General features: G+C 70.9%; 23 protein-coding genes. 6 read left to right on the plus strand and 17 right to left on the minus strand.

The window, feature by feature from the left end; genetic code table 11:
- The first annotated feature begins 31 nt into the window (after positions 1 to 31).
- Complete coding sequence (locus AB0O15_RS37100) at positions 32 to 1,165, plus strand: BadF/BadG/BcrA/BcrD ATPase family protein (RefSeq protein ID WP_364329016.1); 1,134 nt, start codon at positions 32 to 34, stop codon at positions 1,163 to 1,165.
- A gap of 107 nt (positions 1,166 to 1,272) precedes the next feature.
- Here the strand turns inward: AB0O15_RS37100 and AB0O15_RS37105 are convergent, their stop codons facing one another.
- The gene (locus AB0O15_RS37105) at positions 1,273 to 2,436 is read right to left on the minus strand and encodes a DUF1343 domain-containing protein (RefSeq protein ID WP_364329019.1); all 1,164 of its coding nucleotides are present in this window, start codon (positions 2,434 to 2,436) and stop codon (positions 1,273 to 1,275) included.
- Between the two features lie 244 nt (positions 2,437 to 2,680).
- On the opposite strand from AB0O15_RS37105, the gene AB0O15_RS37110 reads away from it, so the two are divergent.
- The 4 genes from AB0O15_RS37110 to AB0O15_RS37125 are packed head-to-tail and all read left to right on the plus strand — an operon-like array spanning position 2,681 to position 7,641.
- Positions 2,681 to 4,432, plus strand: a complete 1,752-nt coding sequence (locus tag AB0O15_RS37110; RefSeq protein WP_364329022.1) for a serine hydrolase — start codon at positions 2,681 to 2,683, stop codon at positions 4,430 to 4,432.
- A gap of 10 nt (positions 4,433 to 4,442) precedes the next feature.
- Positions 4,443 to 5,855, plus strand: coding sequence for an N-acetylglucosamine/diacetylchitobiose ABC transporter substrate-binding protein (gene ngcE / locus AB0O15_RS37115; protein ID WP_364329025.1), 1,413 nt, complete (start codon positions 4,443 to 4,445; stop codon positions 5,853 to 5,855).
- Positions 5,855 to 6,760: a sugar ABC transporter permease gene (locus AB0O15_RS37120; RefSeq protein WP_364329028.1), complete on the plus strand. Its 906-nt coding sequence runs from the start codon at positions 5,855 to 5,857 to the stop codon at positions 6,758 to 6,760. Before ngcE ends, AB0O15_RS37120 begins: the two co-directional genes overlap by 1 nt.
- Positions 6,761 to 6,810: 50 nt before the next feature.
- Entirely contained in the window at positions 6,811 to 7,641 is an 831-nt protein-coding gene (locus tag AB0O15_RS37125) for a carbohydrate ABC transporter permease (protein ID WP_364329331.1), read from the plus strand.
- Positions 7,642 to 7,682: 41 nt separating this feature from the next.
- On the opposite strand, the gene AB0O15_RS37130 is transcribed toward AB0O15_RS37125, so the two are convergent.
- The 4 genes from AB0O15_RS37130 to AB0O15_RS37145 all read right to left on the minus strand — a co-directional run bounded on the left by AB0O15_RS37130 (position 7,683) and on the right by AB0O15_RS37145 (position 13,981).
- On the minus strand, positions 7,683 to 8,417 hold the full coding sequence (locus AB0O15_RS37130; protein ID WP_364329031.1) for a hypothetical protein: 735 nt from the start codon (positions 8,415 to 8,417) through the stop codon (positions 7,683 to 7,685).
- A gap of 1,643 nt (positions 8,418 to 10,060) precedes the next feature.
- Entirely contained in the window at positions 10,061 to 12,142 is a 2,082-nt protein-coding gene (locus tag AB0O15_RS37135) for an iron ABC transporter permease (protein ID WP_364329034.1), read from the minus strand.
- Between the two features lie 4 nt (positions 12,143 to 12,146).
- Complete coding sequence (locus AB0O15_RS37140; RefSeq protein WP_364329036.1) at positions 12,147 to 13,145, minus strand: iron-siderophore ABC transporter substrate-binding protein; 999 nt, start codon at positions 13,143 to 13,145, stop codon at positions 12,147 to 12,149.
- A 17-nt stretch (positions 13,146 to 13,162) separates the two neighbouring features.
- Entirely contained in the window at positions 13,163 to 13,981 is an 819-nt protein-coding gene (locus tag AB0O15_RS37145) for an ABC transporter ATP-binding protein (RefSeq protein ID WP_364329038.1), read from the minus strand.
- 65 nt (positions 13,982 to 14,046) lie between these two features.
- Here AB0O15_RS37145 and AB0O15_RS37150 point away from each other — a divergent pair, with 65 nt between their 5' ends.
- The gene (locus AB0O15_RS37150) at positions 14,047 to 14,514 is read left to right on the plus strand and encodes a hypothetical protein (RefSeq protein WP_364329041.1); all 468 of its coding nucleotides are present in this window, start codon (positions 14,047 to 14,049) and stop codon (positions 14,512 to 14,514) included.
- Between the two features lie 30 nt (positions 14,515 to 14,544).
- Here the strand turns inward: AB0O15_RS37150 and AB0O15_RS37155 are convergent, their stop codons facing one another.
- The 12 genes from AB0O15_RS37155 to AB0O15_RS37210 all read right to left on the minus strand — a co-directional run bounded on the left by AB0O15_RS37155 (position 14,545) and on the right by AB0O15_RS37210 (position 23,408).
- Entirely contained in the window at positions 14,545 to 15,081 is a 537-nt protein-coding gene (locus AB0O15_RS37155) for a Pycsar system effector family protein (protein ID WP_364329043.1), read from the minus strand.
- Positions 15,078 to 15,410: a hypothetical protein gene (locus tag AB0O15_RS37160; protein WP_364329046.1), complete on the minus strand. Its 333-nt coding sequence runs from the start codon at positions 15,408 to 15,410 to the stop codon at positions 15,078 to 15,080. The genes AB0O15_RS37155 and AB0O15_RS37160 overlap by 4 nt, the downstream gene beginning before the upstream one ends.
- A 34-nt stretch (positions 15,411 to 15,444) precedes the next feature.
- Positions 15,445 to 16,194, minus strand: a complete 750-nt coding sequence (locus AB0O15_RS37165; protein WP_364329048.1) for a hypothetical protein — start codon at positions 16,192 to 16,194, stop codon at positions 15,445 to 15,447.
- Positions 16,172 to 16,330, minus strand: a complete 159-nt coding sequence (locus AB0O15_RS37170; protein ID WP_364329050.1) for a hypothetical protein — start codon at positions 16,328 to 16,330, stop codon at positions 16,172 to 16,174. Before AB0O15_RS37170 ends, AB0O15_RS37165 begins: the two co-directional genes overlap by 23 nt.
- A gap of 43 nt (positions 16,331 to 16,373) precedes the next feature.
- Positions 16,374 to 17,426, minus strand: coding sequence for a hypothetical protein (locus AB0O15_RS37175; protein ID WP_364329051.1), 1,053 nt, complete (start codon positions 17,424 to 17,426; stop codon positions 16,374 to 16,376).
- Positions 17,371 to 17,886, minus strand: a complete 516-nt coding sequence (locus AB0O15_RS37180) for a hypothetical protein (RefSeq protein WP_364329053.1) — start codon at positions 17,884 to 17,886, stop codon at positions 17,371 to 17,373. Before AB0O15_RS37180 ends, AB0O15_RS37175 begins: the two co-directional genes overlap by 56 nt.
- Positions 17,883 to 18,695: a hypothetical protein gene (locus tag AB0O15_RS37185; RefSeq protein WP_364329055.1), complete on the minus strand. Its 813-nt coding sequence runs from the start codon at positions 18,693 to 18,695 to the stop codon at positions 17,883 to 17,885. Before AB0O15_RS37185 ends, AB0O15_RS37180 begins: the two co-directional genes overlap by 4 nt.
- A 117-nt stretch (positions 18,696 to 18,812) precedes the next feature.
- Positions 18,813 to 19,484 carry a Crp/Fnr family transcriptional regulator gene (locus AB0O15_RS37190; protein ID WP_364329057.1) on the minus strand — a complete coding sequence of 224 codons (672 nt, stop codon included), beginning with the start codon at positions 19,482 to 19,484 and terminating at the stop codon, positions 18,813 to 18,815.
- 36 nt (positions 19,485 to 19,520) lie between these two features.
- Positions 19,521 to 20,138, minus strand: coding sequence for a VWA domain-containing protein (locus AB0O15_RS37195; RefSeq protein WP_364329060.1), 618 nt, complete (start codon positions 20,136 to 20,138; stop codon positions 19,521 to 19,523).
- Positions 20,135 to 21,655, minus strand: coding sequence for an Hsp70 family protein (locus AB0O15_RS37200; RefSeq protein ID WP_364329063.1), 1,521 nt, complete (start codon positions 21,653 to 21,655; stop codon positions 20,135 to 20,137). Before AB0O15_RS37200 ends, AB0O15_RS37195 begins: the two co-directional genes overlap by 4 nt.
- Positions 21,655 to 21,813, minus strand: a complete 159-nt coding sequence (locus AB0O15_RS37205; protein ID WP_364329066.1) for a hypothetical protein — start codon at positions 21,811 to 21,813, stop codon at positions 21,655 to 21,657. Before AB0O15_RS37205 ends, AB0O15_RS37200 begins: the two co-directional genes overlap by 1 nt.
- Before the next feature lie 14 nt (positions 21,814 to 21,827).
- Positions 21,828 to 23,408: a hypothetical protein gene (locus AB0O15_RS37210; protein ID WP_364329069.1), complete on the minus strand. Its 1,581-nt coding sequence runs from the start codon at positions 23,406 to 23,408 to the stop codon at positions 21,828 to 21,830.
- Between the last annotated feature and the right edge of the window lies 1 nt (position 23,409).

The raw sequence follows: 23,409 nt of genomic DNA on the forward strand, positions 1-23,409 counted from the left end.
GATTTCCTTCGGTCGGTAGGTTCGGAAGTCTATGGACCTCGTGCTGGGTGTCGACGCGGGCGCCACGACCACCCGCAGCGTGCTGGCCACGACCGACGGCCACGTGATCGGCCGGGGTCGGGCCGGTGGCGCCAACCTCAACAGCAGCGGCCGCGACCTGGCCGACACCCTCCGGCGCGCGCTGGGCGCGGCCGTGGCCGGCGCCGACCCGTCGATGGTCCGGCTCGGCGTTCTCGGCGCGGCCGGTTCGGCCGGAGCCGGGCGACGAGTCTTCGGTACGGCCGCAGTGGAAGCGTGGCGCACGATGGGCCTTCCGGGAGTCCCGGTTACGACCACCGACCTGGAAGTCGCATTTGCCGCCGGCACCTGGGAGCAGCAGGGAACCCTGCTGCTCTCGGGCACCGGCGCCCTGGCGGCCCGCTTCGAGTCCGGCGCCCTGACCCACCGCTGCGACGGCTACGGCTGGCTGCTCGGCGACGAGGGTTCCGCCGTCTGGATCGCCCTCCGCGCCCTGCGCGCCTGCCTGGCCGCCCTCGACGGCCGCGGCCCCGAAACCGCCCTGCTCCCCGCCACCCGCGACCTCTTCGCCATAACCACCCCACCACGCGACCCGCTGACCAGCGCCGCCGCGCCGCCCGCCCCGCTCATCACAACCGCCGCGCCGCTTCCCCCGCTCGACGCCGCCGACCCATCGCGCGACCCGCTCGACACCGACCACGCGTTGCCCGGCCCGCTCGACCCCGCCGCCGCGCCGGGTGCTGTCGACGCCGGTCGTGAGGATCTCGCCCAGGCGATCCTGGCCGACGCCTTCCGCCGGCCACCCGCCGAGCTCGGCCGCCTGGCGCCCGCGGTGAGCGCTCTCGCCGACCGGGGCGACCCCGTCGCCCGGCAGATCTGCGCCGACGCGGCCGCCCGCCTGCTGCACACCTTCGACTCGGTCGGACCCCCGCCGAAGAGCGCCGTCGTGCTGGCCGGCTCGGTCCTGCTCTCCCCCGGCCCGGTCGCGCGGGCCGTGCGCGAAGGACTCCGCCGCCGCACCACGACCGAGCCGTCCGAAGCCCGCGACGGCGCCGGCGGCGCCGCGGCCATGGCGATCGCGCATCTGACCGGCGCCCCCGCCCCGAGAGCCGTCCACGCCCGCCTGACCAGCCAAGATCAACTTTGAGCCTCGCGCGCGCCGCCCCCGCCCCCACCCCGGCACTGGGTGGGCGCAAAAGTAGCGTGGGGGTACGACGTTTTCCGGCGCCTGTCCACAACCGCGATGCGGCGTGGTCACGAGCCCAGCCGCGAATAGAGCAGATAGTGCCGCCGCCGCGCGTCGAACGCCCGCAGCTCGGGCCCCCACGCCCCGACGACCTCGTCCGGCGTGGCGCCCGCGTCGATCATGGTGCGCAGCCGGGTCGAGCCGGTCAGCAGGTCGATCCAGAACGGCCGGGCGCCGCCGTCGTTGCGCCACGCGAAGGCCGGGAACGTCCGGGCCGCGACCAGCATCGTGACCGCTGTCCGGATCGGGTCGAAGGCGCCCTGGTCGGTGACCTTGACCTCGATGCCCGCGCAGGTCTGGTTGGCGAACTTGTTGAAGGTGGGCACGAAGTACGCCTCGCGGAACTCGACACCGGGAAGGTTGTAGGTGGAGGCGAGGTCGCACCAGTGGTAGTCGAAGCCGGGCCCGCCGATCAGCTCGAACGGCCGGGTCGTGCCCCGGCCCTCGGAGAGCGACGCGACGCCCTCGAACATCCCGGTGCCGGGGTAGACCACCGCGGTGTCCGGCGTCGGCATGTTCGGGCTGGGCAGCACCCAGGGCAGGTCGGTGTCGCCGGCGCGGAGCCGCCCGGTCCAGCCGAGGCAGGCGACCACGTCGAGGCGGACCGGGCGCCCGGCCTCGGCCGGCAGCAGCTCGCCGTTGCAGTAGCGGGCCAGCTCGCCCACGGTCATGCCGTGCTGCTGGACGATCTCCTTGCGCCCGACGCCGCTGGTGAAGCCGGGCGTCATCATCGGCCCGTAGGCCCGGCCGCCGATCGGGTTGGGCCGGTCGAGGACCACGAACCGCAGGCCGAGGCGGGCGGCCGCGCACATGGCGTCGTACAGCGTCCAGATGTAGGTGTAGAAGCGCGCGCCGACGTCCTGGATGTCGAAGACCACGGTGCGGACGCCGGCCGCCGTGAACATCTCGCCCCACTTGGCCTGCGTGGCGCCGTACGCGTCGTAGACGGTGAGGCCGGTGCGGGCGTCGATGCCCGTGCCCTCACTGCCGCCCGCCTGGGCCGAACCGCGGAAGCCGTGCTCCGGGCCGAACACGCCCCCGATCGTCACGCCATCGGCGTGCATACGGTCGACGAGGTGCCGGTATCCGCGGTCGACCCCGGTGGGGTTGGAGATCACGCCGATGCGTTCGCCGCGGACGGCGTCCCAACCCGATGCGGCGAGGCGGTCCATGCCGGTCCGGACCGGTATCCGAGGTATCAGTCCGGGTCTGGCCTCGGCAGGCGAGGACCCCGCCGCCACTCCACCGGCCACCCCCGCGCCGGCGGCTGCAAGCAGACGGCGCCTGCCGAGTTGGACACCCCACCGCATGGCCGCGACCGTACCCCTCGTCTCGCTTTGATGGCAATAACCTTCGCCCCACTTGAAGAATCCGAAGGAAAGCTCCATCCTATCGACGCATGGAGAGGTGTGAATGATGAGGCGAGCGACCACCCTGACCCTCAGCCTGATCGTCGCCATGGTTAGCGCGGCGGGACCTGCGGCGGCGGCCGACCCCACGGGGGCGCCCACGGTGACGCCCGCCGACCTCGACTTCCGCGACGACGCGCTGCGGACCGGGACCGCGCGGCAGGTCGGTCTGATACCCGACAGGGTGGCCGCGATGCCGGCCATCGCCGCCTCATACCTCACGCCGACCCTCGATCACCCCACCTGGCCCGCGTACGCCGGCGCGTCGGTGCTCGCGGCCCACCACGGCGTGATCGTGTCGCGCTTCGCGGTCGGTGACGCGGTCCGCTACTCGGCCGTCGGGCCCGCGCCCGCGCGCGAGGGCGTCGAACTGCCGGCGGAGCAGCGCATCCCGGCCCGCCCGGACACCATCTGGGACCTGGCGTCGATCTCCAAGCTGTTCACCACGGTCACGCTGCTGCAGCAGGTGGAGTCGGGCCGGGTGTCGCTGGACGCGCCGGTCTCGGCCTACGTGCCCGAGTTCGGCAAACCCACCATCACGGTACGGAATCTGCTCACGCACACCTCGGGGCTGCCGGCGTTCCTGCCGTTCTACAGCTCGTACCCCATGCCCGAGACCCGCCTGCGGGCCGCGATCACCACGCCGGTCACCGCCGGGACGACGCCGGGCGGGCAGTACGTCTACTCCGACATCGGGCTGATCGTGCTCGGCGTGCTGGTCGAGCGGGTCACCGGCAAGGGCCTGGCCACCGCGGTCCAGGACGCCGTGATCGCGCCGCTGGGCCTGACCGACACCGGCTACAACCCGGGCGAGGCGAAGAAGCCGAGGATCGCCGCGACCGAGTACGAGCCGTACGTGAACCGCGGCATGGTCTGGGGCGAGGTGCACGACGAGAACGCCTGGAGCCTCGGCGGCGTGGCCGGGCACGCCGGCCTGTTCTCCACCGTGGACGACATGGCGGTCTTCTGCCAGATGCTGCTCAACGGCGGCACGTACGCCGGGAAGCGGATCCTCGCCGAGAGCACCGTGCGGGCGGCGCTGGTCAACTACAACGCCGGGCTCGAGACGGCCTACCCGGAGAGCGACCGCGGGCTGGGCTTCGAGCTCAACAAGCACTGGTACATGGGCGGCCTGTCGTCGCCGGTGGCCTTCGGGCACACCGGGTTCACCGGCACCACCATCGTGATCGACCCGCTGGCCCACTCGTTCCTGATCGTGTTCAGCAACCGGGTGCACCCGGACCGGAACTGGGGCAGCAACAACGTGGCCCGGCGGGCGCTGGCGGCGGCGTTCGCCGATGCGAATCCGGTCCGGCCGCCGTCCGGCGGCACATCGTGGCGAGCCTTCAACAAGGACCTGACGACCACCACTCTCGTAGCGCCGCTCAAGAGCCCGTCCCGGGCCGGCGCCGTCCTCAGCGCGCAGCTCTGGTACGACACCGAGCCGCGCAGCGACGTCGTCCGGGTGGAGACCTCCGCCGACGGGGCGACCTGGACGCCGCTGCCGGCCCGCCTCCGGAGCGAGAAGGGTCGGTACGACAGCACCGGCACGATCACCGGCTTCGGCGGCCGGACCTGGTGGCAGCTGGTCGCCACCCTCCCGGCCGGCGTGACGCACGTGCGGTTCGGCTACACCACCGATGTCAGCTCACAGGGCCGCGGCGTCTACGTCGACCGCGTGCTCGTCGACGATCACGGCGCGACGCTGTTCCGGGGCGACGGCTTCCGCGCGGACGGATGGGCCCTCACGAATTCCTAGGAGCGGCGATATGTCAGGGACGACTTTCGGCCGGCGCGGGCTGCTGCGGGGCAGTGCCGCGGCGGGTGCGCTGGGCCTGCTCGGCGGCTGCGCGATGGGCGGCGGGGACTCCGACTCCGGCGGCGGCGAGAAGGGCGACGTCAACTCGCAGAACCCGCTGGGGGTCAAGGAGGATCTGCCACTCGAGGTGGTGATCTTCAACGGCGGCTTCGGCGAGGAGTACGCCAAGGCCCACGAGACCATGTACGAGCAGCGGCACCCGCGGTCGAAGGTGAAGCACTCGGCCACCCAGCAGATCTCGCAGACGTTGCAGCCGCGGTTCGTCGCCGGTGACCCGCCCGACGTGGTCAACAACTCCGGCGGCAACCAGATCGACTTCAACGGGCTGGTGTCCCAGGGCGCGCTGACCGACCTCGGCGACCTGCTCGAGGCGCCGAGCCTGGACGACCCGGCCAAGAAGGTCAAGGACACGCTGCGGCCGGGGATCGCCGAGCTGGGCTCGTACGACGGGAAGTTCCTGTCCTTGAACTACGCCTATTCGGCGTACGCGATCTGGCAGTCCGACAAGCTCTTCCAGGCCCGGGGCTGGCAGTACCCGAAGACCTGGGACGAGATGATCTCGCTGTGCCGGGAGATCAAGAAGGCCGGGATCGCCCCGTGGACCTACACCGGCGTGCACGCGCGCTACATGAGCTGGCCGATCCTCGCCTCGGCGGCCAAGCTGGGCGGCGTCGAGGTGCTCAAGGCGATCGACAACCTCGAGCCGAACGCCTGGAAGCACGACGCCGTGAAGACCGCCGCCGACGCCTGGTCGCAGCTCGCGGCCGACGGGTTCGTGCAGGCCGGCGCCGAGGGCATGGACCACATCCAGGCGCAGACCGAGTGGTGCAACGGCAAGGCCGCGTTCATCTCGTGCGGCTCGTGGCTGGAGAACGAGCAGAAGAAGGTCACGCCGCCCGGCTTCGCCATGTCCGCGCACCCCACACCCAGCCTCTCGTCCGCCGACAAACTGCCTTTCGAGGCTTTCCGGGGTACGGGCAGCGAGCCGTTCGTGGTGCCGGCCAAGGCCAAGAACCCGCGCGGCGGCCTGGAGTACCTGCGCGTGATGCTCTCCAAGCAGGGCGCCGCCGACTTCACCAAGAAGGTCAGCAGCCTGACCGTGGTCGCCGGGTCGAGCGACGGCATCGAACTGGGCCCCGGCCTCACCTCGGTGACCAAGATGATCGAGACGGCGGGCGACACCGGCACGTTCAACTGGCTGTACAACGCGTTCTACCGCAAGCTCGAACGCGAACTGGTCAACGCCGCCACCGCCGACCTGTTCGCCAAGCGCGTCACCGCCGCCCAGTGGGTCGACAAGTGCCAGCAGGCGGCCGACTCGATCGCGAAGGACTCGTCCATCAAGAAGTACAAGCGGGCCTGATGCGCGGCAAGCGCCTGTTCATCGCCACCTTCCTGATCCCGCCGCTGCTGCTGTACGCGATCTTCGTGGTGTCGCCGTACGCCCAGGCCTTCCAGATCTCGGCGACGAACTGGGGTGGCCTGGCGCCCGACTTCGACTTCGTCGGCCTGGCCAACTTCCGCCGGCTGATCGGTGACGGCACGTTCTGGAACGCGTTGCGGCACAACGCGATCCTGCTGACGCTGCTGCCCGTGGCGACGATCGTGCTGGGCCTGTTCCTCGCCTCGATGATCAGCGTGGGCGGCCGCACGGACCGGGCCGGGGTGCACGGCGTACGCGGCGCGGGCCTCTACCGCATCGTCTACTTCTTCCCGCAGGTGCTGTCGGTGGCCATCGTCGGCGTGCTGTGGAAGGAGATGTACGCCCCGAACAGCGGCCTGATCAACGGCGCGCTCCGGGCGGTCGGGCTGGACGCGCTGGCCCAGCCGTGGCTCGGCGACCCGCGGTTCTCGTTCTGGTGCCTGGCCGTCGTGCTGCTGTGGAGCAACGTCGGCTTCTACGTGGTGCTGTTCAGCGCCGCGATGCAGTCGATACCCCGGGACATCTACGAGGCGGCGCTGCTCGACGGCGCCGGCCGCGGGGCCACCCTGTTCCGCGTCACGGTGCCGCTGGTCTGGGACAGCATCCAGGTGGCCTGGGTCTATCTCGCGATCCTGGCGATCGACGCGTTCGCGGTGGCGCAGATCGTGACCAACGGCGGGCCCGGCTATTCGTCCGACGTGGTGGGGTTGCGGCTCTACAAGACCGCGTTCAACGAATCCCAATTCGGGTACGCCTCGGCGATCGGCGTGGCGATGTTCTTCCTCACGCTGTCGGTGGCGGCGGTCTTCCTGCGAGTGACGCGGCGCGAACGGGTGGAACTGTGACGGCCCATTCCCCTCCGGCCACTTCGGCGCCTTCCCGGCGTACCCCTCGGATCGCCGGTTTTTCGATTCTGTCGCACGGATTTCTGATCGGCTGGGCGGTGCTGACCACCCTGCCGCTGGCGTGGGCGCTGGTCAGCTCGCTGAAGAGTGACAGCGAGATCCTCAGCGACCCGTGGGGGCTGCCGTCCGACCTGCGCTGGGAGAATTTCGCGCGGGCGTGGGGCGCGGCGCACATCGGGCGCTATTTCCTGAACAGCGCCATCGTCGTGTCCGGCGCGCTCGTGCTCACCATGCTGTTCGGGGCGATGGCGGCGTACGTGCTGGCGCGCTACCGATTCCGCGGGGCGCGGGTGGTCTATTTCGTGTTCGTCGGCGGCATGATGTTCCCGGTCTTCCTGGCCCTGGTGCCGCTGTTCTTCGTGGTCCGCAATCTGGGTCTGCTGGGCACGCTTCCCGGGCTGATCCTGGTGTACGCCGCCTATTCGCTGCCGTTCACCGTGTTCTTCCTGACCGCGTTCTTCCGTACCCTGCCCACCTCGGTCGCCGAGGCCGCCATGGTCGACGGCTGCGGCCATTTCCGGCTGTTCTTCCAGGTGATGTTGCCGATGGCGCGACCCGGCCTGGTCAGCGTGGCCATCTTCACCTTCCTGTTCCAGTGGAATCAGTACGTGCTGCCGATCGTGCTGATGCAGGGCGAAGGGGCGGAGAAGCGCTGGGTGCTGGCGCAGGGGCTGACCGCGCTGGCGGTCAACGAGGGCTACCAGGGCGACTACAGCGGCCTGTTCGCCGGCATGACGATCGCGATGCTTCCGGTCCTGATCGGGTACGTCATCTTCCACCGCCAGGTCCAGAACGGACTCGCGGCGGGCCAGATGCGCTGAGACCCGCCGCGCATCCGACCCGCCGCGGCAGGTCTCACCGGTCAGGCCGCGGGGCGCTCCACCTCGGCGCGCAGGGCCGGAAGCTTGCCGGCCAGCGACTCGGGATTGCCCGGGCTGTCGACCAGGACGCCGTTCGAGTAGCCGTCCGACCAGACACACACGGCGGCCGCGCGCCCGTTCCACCGACCGTCGGCGCACTGGGCGGTGCCACCGAGCGGGCCCGGCTCGACCGACAGCATCGTGCCGGTCTTGAAGCGCTTGTCGATCTCGGAGCTGAACAGCGCGCCCCGCTCCGCCTCGGACGTGCTGGAGCCGGCCACGGCCCAGACGTAGACGATGTTGCGCTGCGCGTCGTCGCCGAACACACCCTCGGCCCGCGCCGTGACCGGGAACAGGTCGGGCGACGCGGCCGGCTTGTTCTTGCCCTTGTCGCCGGCCCGCGACGGCTTGACGCCGCCCAGCGTGGCCGGCAGCGCCACCGTCATCGTGCCGTTCGCGTTGTCACCCGCGCCGGACGTGCTGGCCGCCGTGCCGCCGCTGCCCGGTTTGGCCGACGCGACGCCGGTGGGCGCCGGGCTGCTCGGCGCGGCCGCCGGGTCATCGTCACCGCCGATCAGACCCGCGGCGTACGCCCCACCGGTCAGCGCCACGCCCACGATCACCACGATCACGAGAATCCACAGCAGGACACGAGCCCCGCCCGACCGCTGCGGCGGCTCGACCGGTTCCGGCCTGGACACTGGGCCGGGCCCGAACCCTCCGAACGAGTCCGACATCAAGTCCCCTCCTCCTTCGCTGTACCTCTCAGTGATCACGCATAACAGCCGTGACTGGTTCAGTACTCACCGGTAAGTACGCTTATCCAACCGCATCCGGACCGATTTCGCATCACCCCCGAATTTCTGCCGGTCGATGCCGAAAACCGCGTCGCGGGCCCACTCGAAAGGCGCGTTTGAGCAGCTCACCATGCTTGAATCACCCTCCGCAAGGCCCCGGCCGGAGGCCTGCCCCGGTGACCCGAAGCGACGCGCACAAACGCACACGGTCGCGAAAGTGATATGTCTAACGGCCCCATCCGACGTGATCTGCATAACGCGTTATGCGGTAACGCTCAGTAATCGATCACGATGTTACGTGCAATACACAACCTTGTAATCAAGACCATTCCCACCGCGCGCGACATCGGCAACACACGCGGTACTCGGCTTCCCCGGGTGAATCGCGCCGTGAAGCGCCTCCGGAAGTTGGCACAGATTTATTCGCGGTCCTACCCTGCCGCGGCCGTTCGACAGCGAGCAGCGAGCAGCCCCTGCCGGGTCGTAACACCGTCGGGCGCCGCGCGTCGTCCACGCGCTGCTTCGCCACCTCGAAGCCGCCGGCCGCTGAGCTTCGAGCGCACCAGGCGCCCGAGCTGCCCGCCCGTCCTCGCTGCCGCCGCTCACTCGCGAGGCCTGGCACGCAACAACAGACACGCGAGCGGCGCGCCGTCCTGCCTACCACCATCGCGACCAGTGGTAGAGCAGCACGGCATCGCGGCCCCGAATACCGCCCAGGCCTACCACCGCCACGAACAGCGGTAGCCCAGCACGGCATCGCGGCCCCGAATACCGCCCAGACCTCCCACCGCCACGAACGGCGGTAGCCCAGCACGGCATCGCCGCGCCAAATACCGTGCTGGCCTACCACCGCCACGAACAGTGGTAGGCCAGCACGGCATCGCCGCCCCACGGGCCGGACATGAACGCGCCGATCTCACCAGGACACCGCAGGACCTACCACTGCTTGGGGCGTCTTGGGTGGGTGGCGGCAGCGGGCGTGAGTGGGCAGTCCGGGCGCCTGGCAGCCCAGCTTTTCCCATGACCAGCGCGAGGCACCGACGCGAGGGCGGGCACGCAGCGAGCGCCGACACTCCGCCGGCCACAACGACGACGGGCACCAGCGCAGCCCGGCCAGCACGGATGGCCAGCACGGATGGCCTGACCTTCAACGCGGAAGCTGCCTGGCGGTGACCCCGAAGCGAACATTGGCACTCCGTCGCCTGTGGATAACGCCCGAAACGGCCGGACCGCCCGGCTACGTTGGCGCCCACCCAGTGATCGGGGCGGGGGAGGCGGCGGAACCTGCGATGATCCAAAAGGACGCCGCGACGGAATTCGGGCGAGACTCTGGCCATCTCCATGACGGAGGTGGCCGCTGCTGCGTGGTGGGCAGATCCGCCTCGCCCGGCGCCAGCGGAGTCGAGCTCGGGCCGGCCGGCGCTGTCCGGGAACCAGGCCCAGCCAGCCGGGGATCATGCCCAGGCCAGCCGGGGAATCAAGCTCAAACCGGCCGGGCGCCAGCCCGGAATCACACTCAAGCCAGCCGAGCACCGGCCCGGAACCACGCCCAAGCCAGCCGAGCACCCGACCCGGAACCACGCTCAAGCCGGCCGCGTCCGCCAAAGCAGCAGCACGAAGTACGGCGCCCCGATCAGCGCCGTAACCAACCCGGCAGCCAGCTGCGTAGGCGCCAGCACGGTCCGCCCCAACGTGTCCGCCACCGACACCAGCAACGCCCCCAGCCCAACCGCAACCGGCACCGACCGGGCATGCCGCGCCCCCACGAGCGCCCGGGCGGCGTGCGGGGCGACCAGCCCGACGAACCCGAGCGCCCCCACCGCGCAGGCGGCGCTGGCCGTCAGCACGGCCGCCAGTGACAGGTAGCCGAGCCGCGCCCGCCCCAACGGCACCCCGAGAACACGGGGCACGTCCTCGTCCAGTGAGACCAGATCGAGGGTGCGGGAGCCCGCGATCACCACTGGCAGGGCGACCGCGAGCACGATCAGCACGGGCAGGATCTGGGACGACGACCGGCCGTAGGTCGACCCGGACAGCCAGGTCAGCGCGAGGTTGGTGTTCCACGGCGAGACCACCAGGACGGTCAGGGTGGTCAGTGCCGTGGCCGCCGCGCTGACTCCGATGCCGACCAGGACGATGCGGTCCGAGGTGGGGCCGCGGCCGGCCGCCAGGCGGTAGACCAGGGCGAACGTGCCGAGGGCGAAAGCTGTGGCGACGCCCATGACCGGCCATACGCCTACGCCGGGCAGGAGGAGGACCACGGCGATGGCGCCGACCGAGGCGCCGGGGGTGATGCCCAGCAGGCCGGGTTCGGCGAGCGGGTTCCGGGACACCGCCTGCACGATGGAGCCGGCCAGGGCGAGGGCCGCCCCGCCGAGCAGCGCCGCCAGCACCCGCGGCCAGCGCTGGTCGAGCACGAAGGTGACCGCGCGGCCGGAGGTGCCGGAGAGCCAGTTGGCGACGTCGCCGAGCAGGACGATGCGGTCGCCCAGGAGCAGGGCGGACACGAACGCGGCGACCACCGCGGCGGCCAGGACGATGCCGACGGCGATGACCCGGCCGCGCGTACGCACCGTGCCCTGGGTCTGTGCGGTGGTGCCGCCGTCGCGCAACCGCCGGGCCAGCCAGACCAGCAGGACCGCGCCGCTGAGGGTGGTCAGGATGCCGGTGGGCACCGAGATGGCGCGCTCGCTGGGGAGGATCAGGCGGAGCAGGACGTCCGCGCCGACCACGATGAGCGCGCCGATCAGGGCGGCGAACGGCAGCAGGGTCAGGTGTCGGCCCATGCCGGGGATGCGGCCGGCGATCAGCCGCGCGATGACCGGCGCGCTGAGGCCGACGAATCCGATCGGGCCGGCCACGGTGACGGCGAGCGCGGCCAGCATCACGGCCAGGATCACCGCGATCACCCGGGTACGCCGGACATCCACGCCCAGCACCCGGGCCGAGTCGTCGCCGAGCCCGAGGACGTCCAGCCGGTGCGCGAGCAGCAGCACGGCCAGCACCGCCACCGCGATCAGCGGCGCCGCCAGGGTGACCTGCCGGGTTCCGGACTGGACGGTGGTGCCGCTCCCCCAGCCGAACAGGCCGGGGGTGTTGGCCTGGAAGAGCATCAGCAGCAGGTAGGTGAGCGACTGCAACGCCAGCGCCACCGCGGAACCGGCCAGCACCAGGCGGGTGGGTCCGGCCGCGCCGGCCCGGGCCACGGCCAGCACCAGGCCGGCCGCGAGCAGCCCGCCGGCGAACGCGACCAGCCCGTTCACGAAGAACGGCAGCGAGATCCCGAACGCCGCCACGGCGACCACCGCCACCCAGGCGCCGGCGTTCACCGCGAGGGTGTCGGGGGCGGCGAGCGGGTTGCGGGCCACCGACTGGAGCACCGCGCCGGCCACGCCGACGCCGACGCCGACGAGCACCGCCGCGGCCAGGCGGGGCAGCCGGCTCTCGATCAGCACCGCGACGGCCTGGTCGGTGGAACCGCCGGGCCGGATCGCCCGCATCAGCTCGCCCAGCCCCAGGCTCGCGGTGCCCTGGGTCAGGTGCACCGCGGCCAGGGCCACCAGCAGCACGACGGCGCCGATGAAAACCCCGATGATGGGGTACGCCCGGAGCGCGCCGCCCCGCGCCGGCCGTTGCTCCGGCGGCGCCGTCATCGTGCTGGTCATGGGACTACTTGGTGAGCGCGGCGACGAGCGCGTCGACGTAGGCGCCCGCGGACGCCGGGCCGCCGAACATCCAGATGCCGTCCGGGATGCGCTTGACCTTCTGCGACCGCACGAACCCCAGCCCGGTCCAGATCTTGTTCTTCTGGAGCGCGTTCACGTACGCCTCGCCGTCGTCGGCCTTGTTGGCGACGTACACGAAGGTGTTGTCCTTGTTCGTGATCTTGGTGAGGCCCTCCACGTCGGTCTGGGCGAGGCCGTAGTCCTTGTCGCCGCCGGTGGTCCACTGGTTCTGCAGGCCGAGCTGGGCGCCGATGCTGCCGAAGAACGAGCCCGGCGTGTACATCCGCAGGCTCACGTTGCCGGCGTCGACCCAGCCGTCCGACATGGTGAACGGCGCGCCGGTCTTGCCCGCCTGGGCCAGCGCGTCCTTGCCGGCCACGATCTTGGCGTCGAAGTCGGCGATCAGCTTGGTGGCCTGCGCGTCGGTGCCGGTGGCCTTGGCCAGCGTGGTGACCGTCTTCTTCATGTAGCCGATCGGGTCGCTGCCGTCCGAGCCCTTCAGCGCGATCACCGGGACCTGCTTGGCGATCTGGCCGAGCACGTTCTCGGGCACGTCGGTGGTGGTGACCACCAGGTCGGGCTTGAGCGCCACGATGGCGTCCAGGCTGGGCTCGCCGCGCAGGCCGACGTCCGGGGTCTTGGCGTCGATCGGCATCACCGTGTCCCAGGCGTTGTAGCCCTTGACGTCGGCCTGGCCCACCGGCTTCACGCCGAGCGCCACCAGGTTCTCGGTCAGGCCCCACTCGAGCGAGACGACCGCGGCGGCCGGCTTGTCGAGGTGCACCGGGCCACGCTCGTCGGTGACGTCCACCGGGCCGGTCGCCGCCGGGGCGGACGGGGCCGACGCGTCGGTCGGCTCCTCGGTGGTGCCGCAGGCCGCGAGGGTCATCGCGGTGAGCGCGGCCGCGGTCGCGGCGGCGAACGCTCGGCGGGTCAGGACCATGGGGGTTCCCCTTCTCTTCATCGAGCCACCGGCCGCTGGGTGTGCCGGCCGATGGGTTGCGTGCGGACGCGTCCGTCGTCGTCGACGTGCACGTCGATCCGCAGGCCGTAGACCTCGGTGAGCAGGTCGGCCGTGAGCACGTCGGCCGGGGGCCCGCTCGCGCGTACCGTGCCCTGGTCGAGCAGGACCACCTGGTCGGCCACCGCGGCGGCCTGGTCGAGGTCGTGCAGCACCACGCCGATCGCCACGTCGTGGTCGTCGGCCAGCTCACGGACGGTGTCCAGGATCTCCACCTGGTAGCGCAGGTCGAGGAAGGTGGTGGGCTCGTCGAGCAGCACCACACCGGTGTCCTGGGCCAGGCAGGTGGCCAGCCAGACGCGCTGCAGCTCGCCGCCGGACAGCTCGTCGACGGCCCGCTCGGCCATCGCGCCCACCCCGGTCAGCCGCATCGCCCGGTCGACCACCTGGTGGCCGTCGGGGTCGCCGGAGCCGAACCGGCCGCGGTACGGGTGTCGCCCGTACCCGACGACGTCTTTGACCCGCACCCCGCCCGGCGTCGGCCGCGACTGGGTGAGCAGGGTGACCCGCCGGGCGAACTCCTTCGGGCGCAGGGCGAGCGCGTCGGCGTCGGGCAGCCGCACCGTGCCGGACCGGGGCGGGTGCAGGCGGGCGAGCGCCCGGAGCAGGGTGGACTTGCCGGAGCCGTTGGGGCCGACGAGCGCGACGACGTGCCCGGCGCGCAGCTCGATGCCGGCGCCGTGCACCACGGTCCGCCCGTCGTAGGCCAGCGTCAGATCGCTGCCGCGGAGGGCGTCAGCACCGGGGCCGGAGTTCATAAGGGCAGCCTAACCTAAGAGTGGCCAGCCCCAATGATCGGGTTCCGTACGGCAGGATGGCCGCCGTGCCACCCACCGAACGCCACGTCTACCGCCACACCCCGTGGCTGATCGTGACCACCGCGCTGACCGCCCTGGTCGTCGCGATGGCCGTCCCGCTGCTGGCCGGCGCGATCCGCGACCCCGGATTCGAGAAGGTGGCCGGCACCACCCTCGCCCTGGCCCTGATGGCCGGTTTCGCGGCCTTCCTGCTGTCCAACTGGCGCATCCGCACGATCGTCGACGAGACCGGCGTGACCCAGCACTGGATCTCCCGGACCTTCCACATCCTGTACGAGGACATCACCGACCTCGAACCCGACCAGGCCGGCGGCCGCTGGTTCCTCCGCGTCTTCTGCGGCGACCACACCTTCGAGGTCATCCCGTGCCACACCGCGTTCCTGCTCGGCTTCCCGGGCGGCGCGACGCGGCCCCCACCGGCCCTGGTCGCGGCCCACGCCGACATCGCCGCCCGCTGGGCCAGATCGAGCTGAGGCGCGGCGCATCACGCCTCCCATCTGGGCTCAGTCTCCAGCCAGCCGTAACGCCGCCGTCACGGCGATCAACGTGATCGAGACGAGAAGACCTCCGACCGCCACATTGAGCGCCCGATACTTGCGCTTCGCGACGTCGGAGGCGGCCCAGATCTGCCGGGCCAGCGCGCAACGCACCGCGACGTCGTCCCGGACGAAGGCTGCGAACGCCTCCACATATGCGTCCATATTGCCGGCGTACCGGTCGGCGACGCCGCGGAAGAAGAGCAGGCCGGGATCTCGCCCGCCAGGCCGTATCCGCGGCCACAGAGCCGTGGCGGCCGAACCGCCGGTCACGCCGATCGCCGCCACGCACGACGACGCGGCGACCACGAACGCCGGGGCCGGACGATTGACCTGATTGATCATTCCGTAGAGGAGACCACCGAGCACGCCGGCCGTGGCCAGGACCACGGCCCCCTTCGTCTCCGCGTGCTTGGTCCACTCGACGGTCAGCCCGAGCGCGCGCCACGCGTACTCCGTACCGGGAGTCGGGTCGGATCGACGGCATTGCTGGCTCCGTCTCACGACGCTTTCCGAGGTTCGGGCCGGAGCACCATGTGCAGGATGACCGTCCCTGACACGATCAGACCCGGTGCGAGGGCAGCTGTCAGGTCCGGGCTTTCGGGAAAGCCACCCAGCGCAGCGACGCCGCCGGAATACCAGAGCGGAACCCCGGCAACGACCAATCCGGCCGCGAACCACCGCCCGGCTCGCCGGAAACCCGGTCCGCCCAGAGTGGCCAGAGCGTTCACCGCGATCAACACGAGCAGCGGGACGATGGACGCGATGCGGAGCAGGCCATGCCGCACGGACAGCATCTCCGTCGCGATCTGGGCGGCGGCACCCACCAGCACGGTGATCCAGCACGGGAGGACGCCGGGGACGAGCTCAACGCGGATCATCGCTGCCCTCGTGCGTCTCGGCCGCCACGAGCCGTTGACTCAGATCGTCACGGTCGTACGAGGCGAACACGTTGGCGAGCTGATCCACCAGGTATTCGGCATGCTTCGGATCCAGCTTGCCCAGGAAATCCTCGATCAGCCGTGCTATCGCGAGGCTCGGTCGATCGGACGCTGCACCCAGCTTGGCCGCGATGCTTTCGAACGGCTCGTCCTTCGCGACATCGGTGAGTGCACCGGGGTGATGTTTGAGCCAATAGGTGCGAGCGACAGCCGGCTGGCTGAAGATGTCCTGTCGCAGGTGGCGAAGCTCCTCGTCCTCCAAGGCATGCCGCATCCGCTCGACGGCAAGGCGGCTCCGCAGTTCCTCCCACTCGGTGGCGATGCGTCGTACCTCGGGAGAGGCCGTCAGCTGAACGGTGACGGCCAGGGCGCCGCGGCCGCTCGAGGTCCAGTCGATGCGACCGAGATAGTTGTTCACCTCAGGGCCGACCAGGTCCAGGTCGTTGGCGGTACGCCGAGTGGTGACGACCCGCGCCTGCCCGATGAGGTAGCTCCTGAGCTCATGGAACTCCGCCTCGGAGCGGCAGCCTCCGGTCAGGAACCAGACCTGGAAGGTGGCGTCGAAATGGCTGCCTTCGATCACGCTGGGCAGCCGTGACACGAAGGTCCGCTCATGCTGCTCCACCGGCGGCACACCGCCGCTCCGGAAGTTCTCAAACAGCTTGCGGACTGGCATCCTGAGCACCTCCCCGATCGAACGGGATGACCCGGTACGGCCAGATCATGGGGTCGGCGCGAAGAACCCGCGCGACCAGTTGCTCGCGAAAGCCGGCCTGTGCCTCGGAGACTTCGCCGCCATGCCAGGTGTCCACGAGGACGCGGATATTGCTCGCCCGCAGGGCCGAGCCCGGTCCCTCAACCGCCAGTACAAAACTGCCGATGAGCCACTGAGCGAAATCGTGATCGGCTGCGGCACGGTCGAACCACCCGTACAGAAGGCCCACCAGCCTCCGGGCTCAGCGCGACTGCCGTGAGCAACTCGACCAGTACGTCGCGCAGCCGCTCCTGCCGTTTCCAGCCCGCGACCATCGCGATCGGGAACCCGACGTCGCGGTGCCGGCGAGCGAGGTCGAGGACGACTTCGGCGACCGCGGTCGCGGTCCCCACCTTCGGTGCGTGGTTCGGGGACGGCAGGTCAGCGAGCCAACGCTGCAACGCGCGACGCACGTGCTCGGAACGGTCGGAGAGCACGAAGTCGAGGACCGCGGTGCGGTACGCCGGACGCTTGAAGTGGATGGTCGTATCCGGGCGCACCTCCGCCTGGACGGTCTTCGCGAGCTGCCGGATACCGGCGGACTCGATCCCGCTGATCCCCAGCCGGCTGAGGCCGAGCCTCCCACCCAGGTCCTCGGCCGCCCTGAGAACGACCGGCGCCGGTGAACCCTCCAGGGCCGCGACCGCGAGGAGGAACAGGCGGTCGGCCGCGTCCGTCCGATTCTGGAACCAATCGCCGAGCTCCGCCTCCCACCTGAGATAGGCGTGAACGACCTCCTCGACGAATTTCCGCCGCCCTTCCTCGCTCCCCAGGTGATCCGGCGTTCTCCTGGCGACTTCGATCAGAAGGTCGGCGAGCCGCATCACGTCGTCCGGTGCGGCGGCCTTGGCGTGCTGTTCGATCTGTTGATCGTCGAGGCCCTCCAGCACGTCCGGTCGGCGCACGAAGAACGCGACGCGCTTCCGCAGAAGCTCATGGCCGTCCGGCGGACCGACCACGAGCACCGACCCATCGTGATATCCGCCGGCCGCCGCCCACATCGACGTGGTCGTGGCCACGATCAGAAAGGAGCCCGCCTCGGACAGTTCATCGGCGAAGGCGGCGATCTGCGCCACCAGTCCGGCCGGCGGATTCCCCTCATCCGGAGCCATCAGCAGGAAGGCGCGCCCGGTGTCGGCCGGGTGGTCGAACACGTCCTGCTCCTCGGGAAGCGCCGGATCCCCAGGCCGGCAACTGACGCAGCGGCAGCCCGGACTCCGCTAGGGCCCGCACGGCCGCATTCCGCCGCCCTACTCCCGGCTCGCCGAGCAGCACGACGCACCGCCGTTCCCGAAGAATCTCGATCACGCCCTGAACGCGCGTCTTCTCCCCGGAGATCGACTCGAAATCCCGGTCCACGAACGTATCGACGATCTCTCCGACGATGTCGGAAGTCAGGTCGTACGCCCGACGTAGCCGACTGATGTAGTTGCTGATGATGGTCTGTACCTGATCACCGGCGACGTGCCCTGCCACCTGCCCTTTGTTCGTGGTGACGGTGACGCTGCTCGTTGACGCCGCGTCGCCGGGCGTCACGTCGTCGGGCGCGGTCAGATCGGCCAGGTTCCGGTCGAACTCTTCCGACTCGTACGACGGGGCTTGGTCGTCGTTCACGGGTTGCGCTCCTGACGCATCTCGCCGACGTAGCCGCCGACCTGGCCGGTGTTGTCGTCGGCGCGGACGTTGATGCCAACGGCATCGCCGGGCGGCCTCCGGTGGTGGGCCGGCTCGGCGGCCGGATCTGATGGCTCCGGCGGGCTCGCCGGCAGCCCCGCCGCGACGAGATTGCCCGACGGCTCCGGGACGTGGAGCCAGGCACGCTGCCCGAAGGCCTTACCCTCGACGGCCGCATTGACCTCGAGGAAGTGATCGGGATGCCGTTGTGCGTACCCCCCGACGACGACGTCCTGGAACACACGGTCGGAGAGGATGGCCGCGACGAACGTGACCCGCGGGCTCGCCGAGCTCAAGATCGCCCGCACCGGAATCGAGTCGAGGAGCCGGTGGGTCTCGTTACGGGCGGTGCCGTTCCCGCTGACATAGGGATTGGTGCCGGTGGAGACGGGACCGACGTTGAGGCTGGCGCGCAACCGGATCTGCGGCTCGCTGAGCCGGGCTTTCTGGTTGTACTCGGCCAGCACGCGCTGGAGCTCGCCGAGAAACGGGTGGATCACCCTCGGCACGAACGCCGTCGGGATTCCCACCGCGAATCCGTCGCCGGTCGGCCCGAAGAACGGCGGGTTCTGCCATTCCTCGTGGAGACCGACCCTCTCGAACGCCCTGCCGACGAGTTCCGGGATCAGGCCGCTGAACTCCTGCATCACCGCACCCGGTTGTTCGGTGAAACCCTTGGCGTCCACCGCGAGGATGCCGACGTACGGCGGCAGTTCCCTCACCTGTGTGAACGGTTGCCTGATGCTCATGACCAACTCCTCATCCATGCCTCCGAATCGGATGAGGACATGCTGGTGGCGGCCGGCGACGCGGACTGCCCAGCGCTGGGCACATGGAAGGTGACGACGCCGACTGTCCGATGTGCGTCAAAAACCGGCGACCCTCCGCAGCGCCTCGGGATCGATGACCTGGGTCGCCCGACGGGTGGTGCTGATGATGCCGGCGGCGCGAAGTTCCCCTATCACGTCAACCACCGCATTCCGCGATGCGCCGGCGTAGTGTGCGACATCCTGCTGGGACAGCCGGATGACCGGATCCTCACCGGACGCCTGTTGAGAGGCGGTCAACCGGAGCAGTGCACGGGCCAGCCGGGTCCGCACCGGCAGGACGGCGATCTCGCTGCGCTGGACATCGGCCTGCCGGAGCCGCTCGACGGTATAGCGGGTGAAGCCGATCGACACGGAGGGTCGCTGAACGAATAGCTGGAACTGCTTGGCGGTGAGCATGCGCGCACGAACTGGCGCGAGCGCGGTGACTGTTCCGGACCTGGTGCCGTGATCAAGCGCCGCCACGTCACCGACCACGTCGCCACCGGCGCGCACGGTCAGGAGGGTCTGGCCGCCATCAGCCTCGGCGCGTACCACCTTGACCGAGCCGTCCAGGACGACATACACGTGCCGGCCCGCGTCTCCCTGCCGGAACAGCACCTGATCGCGTTCGAAGTGGACCAGGACACCGCTGACCTGCAGGACCGCCCAGTCGTCGGCCGGGATTCGCGCGCTCAACCGGCTGCACGGGTCCTCACCGACGCCTGTCACACAATGAAGTTACTCGATTACCCCAGGCAATGTCGGCTACGGGCGAACGGTCACCGATTTGACCATCGCGGCGATGCCGGAGGCGATGTCGCCGGGCTCGATGGACTCGGTGACCTCGTCGGAGGCGATCACGGACAGGGAGCGGGCCGAGGCGTGGCCCAGGCCTCGGGTGACGATGCGGATGCCGTGCCGGGTCACCTCCTTGGCCGCCCGCACGGCCGGGTCGACCGCGCCCAGGTCGCCGTCGCCGAAGATGGCGATCACCCGGTCGCCGGTCAAGTGGCCCATCTCGCGGATGCCGAGCTTCAGGGTCGGGACGATGTTGTTGCCGCCGTCGGCGCGGGCGCCGTCCAGCATGCGGTGCAGCTTGCCGGGGTCGGTCGCGAGCGGCACGTGGCCCTCGACGCCGTGGTGCCAGAGCACCAGGCCGACCCGGTAGTGCGCGGCCAGCGCCTCCTCGACGAACTGCCGTGCGCCGCGTCTCGCCTCGTCGAGGCGGGTGCGCAGGCCGTCGCGGAAGCTCATCGAGCCGCTGACGTCGATGCAGAGCAGAACCTTTCCCTGGTACGGCTCCTGCACCGCCTTCAGGTGCCGCCCGGGTTTGTGCTGCGTGACACCGATGCCGCCGAACTCCCGCCGGACCCATGCGCTCACTGCCGTACCGCCAATCCGCCGATGACCTTGCCGAGCCGGAGCCGGTCGGCGTTGTCCAGCACGCCCTCGATGCACGCCTCGATGGTGAGCCGGGCGCGGGACCGCGGCTCGGTGGCCGAGATCGCCAGCCGGCCGTCGAGGCCCAGCTCGAACCGGATGTCGATGGGTGACCCGGCGGGCAGTTTCGCCGGCAGGCCGGTCAGCTCGCCGGAGAGGATGCGCCGGTTGTCGCCGGGCGCCGGCGATTCGGTCGTACCCGCCTGTTCGTAGACCTCGATCTTCACGCTGCGCTGGCCGTCCAGGATGGTGGCGACGGTGAGGTCGTTGCCGGTGACCGGGAGCGGATCGTTGCGGTGGATCACGTGCTGCACGAGCTTGCCGAGTCCGGACGGGTCGTCGTGGCTGTCGTGCACGAGCAGGCCGAAGCCGCGCGACACCACCGAGGCGCTCGGCACGGCCCGGCGGCCGACCCCGGCGCCGGCGAGCTCGGCCGCGCGCAGGGCGGCGCCCTTGGCCACCGCGAAGTCGGGATCGTGCAACGCGATCGGGCAGCCGAGCAGCTCACCGAGGGCGGCGGCGATCATCGGCATCCGGCTCGAGCCGCCGACCAGCAGGACCTGGTCGACCCGGGTGACGCCCTTGTCCGCCGCGGCCGACAGCAGCCGCCGCACGCAGTCCAGCGTCCGCTCGACCAGGTCGCGGGTGATCTCCTCGAACTCCTCGCGGTTGACCCGGACCGAGGCGGTCGCCCCGCCGTGCCGCATCGGCACGACCCGCGTGGTGGCGGTGCTGAGGTCCTTCTTGACGTCCTCCGCGGTCAGTGTCAGCTCGGCGACGAACGCCTCGTCGTCGCCCGGGTCGAGGCCGGTCAGGTCGAGGAACCGGCCGAGCAGGAACCCGACGAGCCGGCGGTCCCAGTCGGCGCCGCCGAGCTCGGTGTCGCCGTCGGTGGCGACCACCCGGGCGTACCGGCCGGTGACCATCACGGTGGCGTCGAAGGTGCCGCCGCCCAGGTCGTACACGAGGACCGTGCGGTCGGCGTCCAGCCCGGTCAGGCCGTAGTGGATGGCCGCCGCCACCGGCTCGCTGACCAGTTCGAGGACCTCGAGACCGGCCAGCAGGCAGGCCTCCTGGGTCGCTTCGCGCTCGCGTACGCCGAAATAGGCCGGCACCGTGACGACCGCCCGGACCACCTCCCCGCGCGCGGTCAGCGCCGAGGTCACCGCCTTGAGGATGAGCGCCGAGACCGACTCCGGCGTGTGCTCGTCGTCGTCGAAGTAGAGCAGGCGGTCGGTGCCCATGTCCCGCTTGATCAGGGCGACCGTACGGTCGGGCAGCACCGGCATGGCGTTCTTCGCCGCCTCGCCGACCAGCACCGAGCCGGGCGCCTCGAAGCAGACCACCGACGGCGTGGTGAGCCGGCCGAGCCCGTTGGCCACCACGGCCGGGCGTCCGGCGGCGTCCACCGAGGCCATCACCGAGTAGGTGGTGCCGAGATCGATGCCGACCGCGGTCATCAGCGGCCCGCCCCGGCGGCCTCGTCGACGAGCTGCTCGACCGACGCGGTGACCTGCGCCCACAGCTCGGGCAGCTGGGCCGCGACCAGCAGCCCACCGGCGGTCAGGAGGACGAGCACGAGCAGCGTGATGCGGGACGCGGCGTACGAGGGAGGCATGCGGTTACTCCACTTCAGACGGTGATGCCCTCGCCGGCCAGCAGCCAGCGCAGGGGGTCGAGCGCGGTGGCCACGCCGTTGGTGGTGCGGGCCATGGAGGAGACGATGAAGATGTGTACGTCGCTGAAGTCGCGCCGCGCGCTCAGCAGCAGGTTGTCCAGCCCGCGGTCGTGCAGCCACGCCTCCGGGTCGGTGATCCGCAGCCCCAGGTCCTCGGGCAGCTTCTGCAGCAGGTCGGCCTTGCTGATGACGAAGGCGAGCCGGCGCCGCCCGGTCTCCACGCCGGCGTCGCGCAGCCGCTGGACGGTCGAGTTGTAGGACGCCTCGGTGTCGTGCGGCGAGGCGTTGGCCTCGGCCAGCGTGGCGGTGTGCGGGCCGGTCAGCCGCGCCCGGACGTCCGGCACCGAGAACGGGTCGAGCACGAACATCAGCGTCCGGGCCTGATCCAGGTAGGAGAGCTCGGCGTTGGCCTTGCGCTCCACGTAGAGTTCGCCGGCCGCGTCGAAGATGTGCACCAGCGCGTGCCGGCGCCCGGTGTGCACGTCGATCGTGGTGGCCACCGGGTTGGTCTTGGCCGTCTTCGGCATCGGCCGGTCGCCGTCGAAGTCGGTCTTGTGGCTGCGGTAGGTCCGCTCGCTCTCCTTGTCGACGAACGACGCCTGCCCGCCGAACGCGTCCTTGAGCAGCACCAGGCCGGCGGCGATGAGCCGGGTCTTGCCGGCCATCGTGGCGCCGAAGACCGGGATCCGGATGTCGGTGGCGACCGCGGCGTTGGCGTGCAGGTCGGCGTCGCAGCGCTGGCACACCGGGGTCATCACCCGCGCCGCCCGCAGCACCATGGTGGGCAGCCGCCGCCCGCAGGTCTCGCTGCGCCCGCCGCACCGCCGCCACAGCACGCCGAGCTTCCCGGGCCGGATGTCGCGGTGCAGGTCGTCACAGGAGCATCGGTACGCGGGCAGCCGCGTCACGTAGTAGCAGCGCGGGCACGAGGCGGCGGCCCGGAACGCCACCTGCCACGCGTGGTCGGCGCCGCGCAGGATCCACACCACGGCGCCGCCCACGGCCCACGCGAGCCCGGTGACCACGGCCACGATCAGCGCGCAGAACAGCGCGCCGAGGACCGCGCCCAGGCTCAGCATGCTCAGGAAGGCCAGGACCACCGGCACGGCCGGCCAGACCAGCAGCCACAGGTACATCGACGTGCGGCTGACCTTGCGGGCGCCGCGGCCGCAGACCTGCCACGAGTCCTGCACCGACTCCCGCAGCCAGGCGATGATGCCGGCCAGGTCGCGCCGGTACTGGGTGACGAAGTAGGTCGGCCAGGCCGGGTCACGCCGGGGCCGGCCGGGCGGCACCGGACGGCCGCCGATCGCGCCCTTCATCACGGCGGCCGGGCCGACCAGCACGATCTGCTTGCTCTTGCCGCCCCAGCCCAGGCCGGCGAGCACCACCGCGGTGGCCACGCCGCCGACCACCCCGATCACGCCGGTGATCGCGCTGACCGGCAGGGCGACGTAGAGGAAGACGTAGAAGCACAGGGTCAGGTAGAGGCCGACGGCGACGAGGCCGGCGATGGCCGCCAGGACATAGCCCATG

The sequence above is a fragment of the Actinoplanes sp. NPDC089786 genome (genome assembly GCF_040684855.1).
In the GTDB taxonomy this organism is placed as follows: Bacteria; Actinomycetota; Actinomycetes; order Mycobacteriales; family Micromonosporaceae; genus Actinoplanes.

Excerpts from the sequence above, each read along its gene's own strand:
- AB0O15_RS37100 (WP_364329016.1), top strand. The coding sequence starts at position 32 with ATGGACCTCGTGCTGGGTGTCGACGCGGGCGCCACGACCACCCGCAGC.
- AB0O15_RS37105 (WP_364329019.1), bottom strand. The coding sequence starts at position 2,436 with ATGGACCGCCTCGCCGCATCGGGTTGGGACGCCGTCCGCGGCGAACGC.
- AB0O15_RS37110 (WP_364329022.1), top strand. The coding sequence starts at position 2,681 with ATGAGGCGAGCGACCACCCTGACCCTCAGCCTGATCGTCGCCATGGTT.
- ngcE (WP_364329025.1), top strand. The coding sequence starts at position 4,443 with ATGTCAGGGACGACTTTCGGCCGGCGCGGGCTGCTGCGGGGCAGTGCC.
- AB0O15_RS37120 (WP_364329028.1), top strand. The coding sequence starts at position 5,855 with ATGCGCGGCAAGCGCCTGTTCATCGCCACCTTCCTGATCCCGCCGCTG.
- AB0O15_RS37130 (WP_364329031.1), bottom strand. The coding sequence starts at position 8,417 with ATGTCGGACTCGTTCGGAGGGTTCGGGCCCGGCCCAGTGTCCAGGCCG.
- AB0O15_RS37135 (WP_364329034.1), bottom strand. The coding sequence starts at position 12,142 with ATGACCAGCACGATGACGGCGCCGCCGGAGCAACGGCCGGCGCGGGGC.
- AB0O15_RS37140 (WP_364329036.1), bottom strand. The coding sequence starts at position 13,145 with ATGGTCCTGACCCGCCGAGCGTTCGCCGCCGCGACCGCGGCCGCGCTC.
- AB0O15_RS37145 (WP_364329038.1), bottom strand. The coding sequence starts at position 13,981 with ATGAACTCCGGCCCCGGTGCTGACGCCCTCCGCGGCAGCGATCTGACG.
- AB0O15_RS37165 (WP_364329048.1), bottom strand. The coding sequence starts at position 16,194 with ATGCCAGTCCGCAAGCTGTTTGAGAACTTCCGGAGCGGCGGTGTGCCG.
- AB0O15_RS37185 (WP_364329055.1), bottom strand. The coding sequence starts at position 18,695 with ATGAGCATCAGGCAACCGTTCACACAGGTGAGGGAACTGCCGCCGTAC.
- AB0O15_RS37200 (WP_364329063.1), bottom strand. The coding sequence starts at position 21,655 with ATGACCGCGGTCGGCATCGATCTCGGCACCACCTACTCGGTGATGGCC.
- AB0O15_RS37205 (WP_364329066.1), bottom strand. The coding sequence starts at position 21,813 with ATGCCTCCCTCGTACGCCGCGTCCCGCATCACGCTGCTCGTGCTCGTC.
- AB0O15_RS37210 (WP_364329069.1), bottom strand. The coding sequence starts at position 23,408 with ATGGGCTATGTCCTGGCGGCCATCGCCGGCCTCGTCGCCGTCGGCCTC.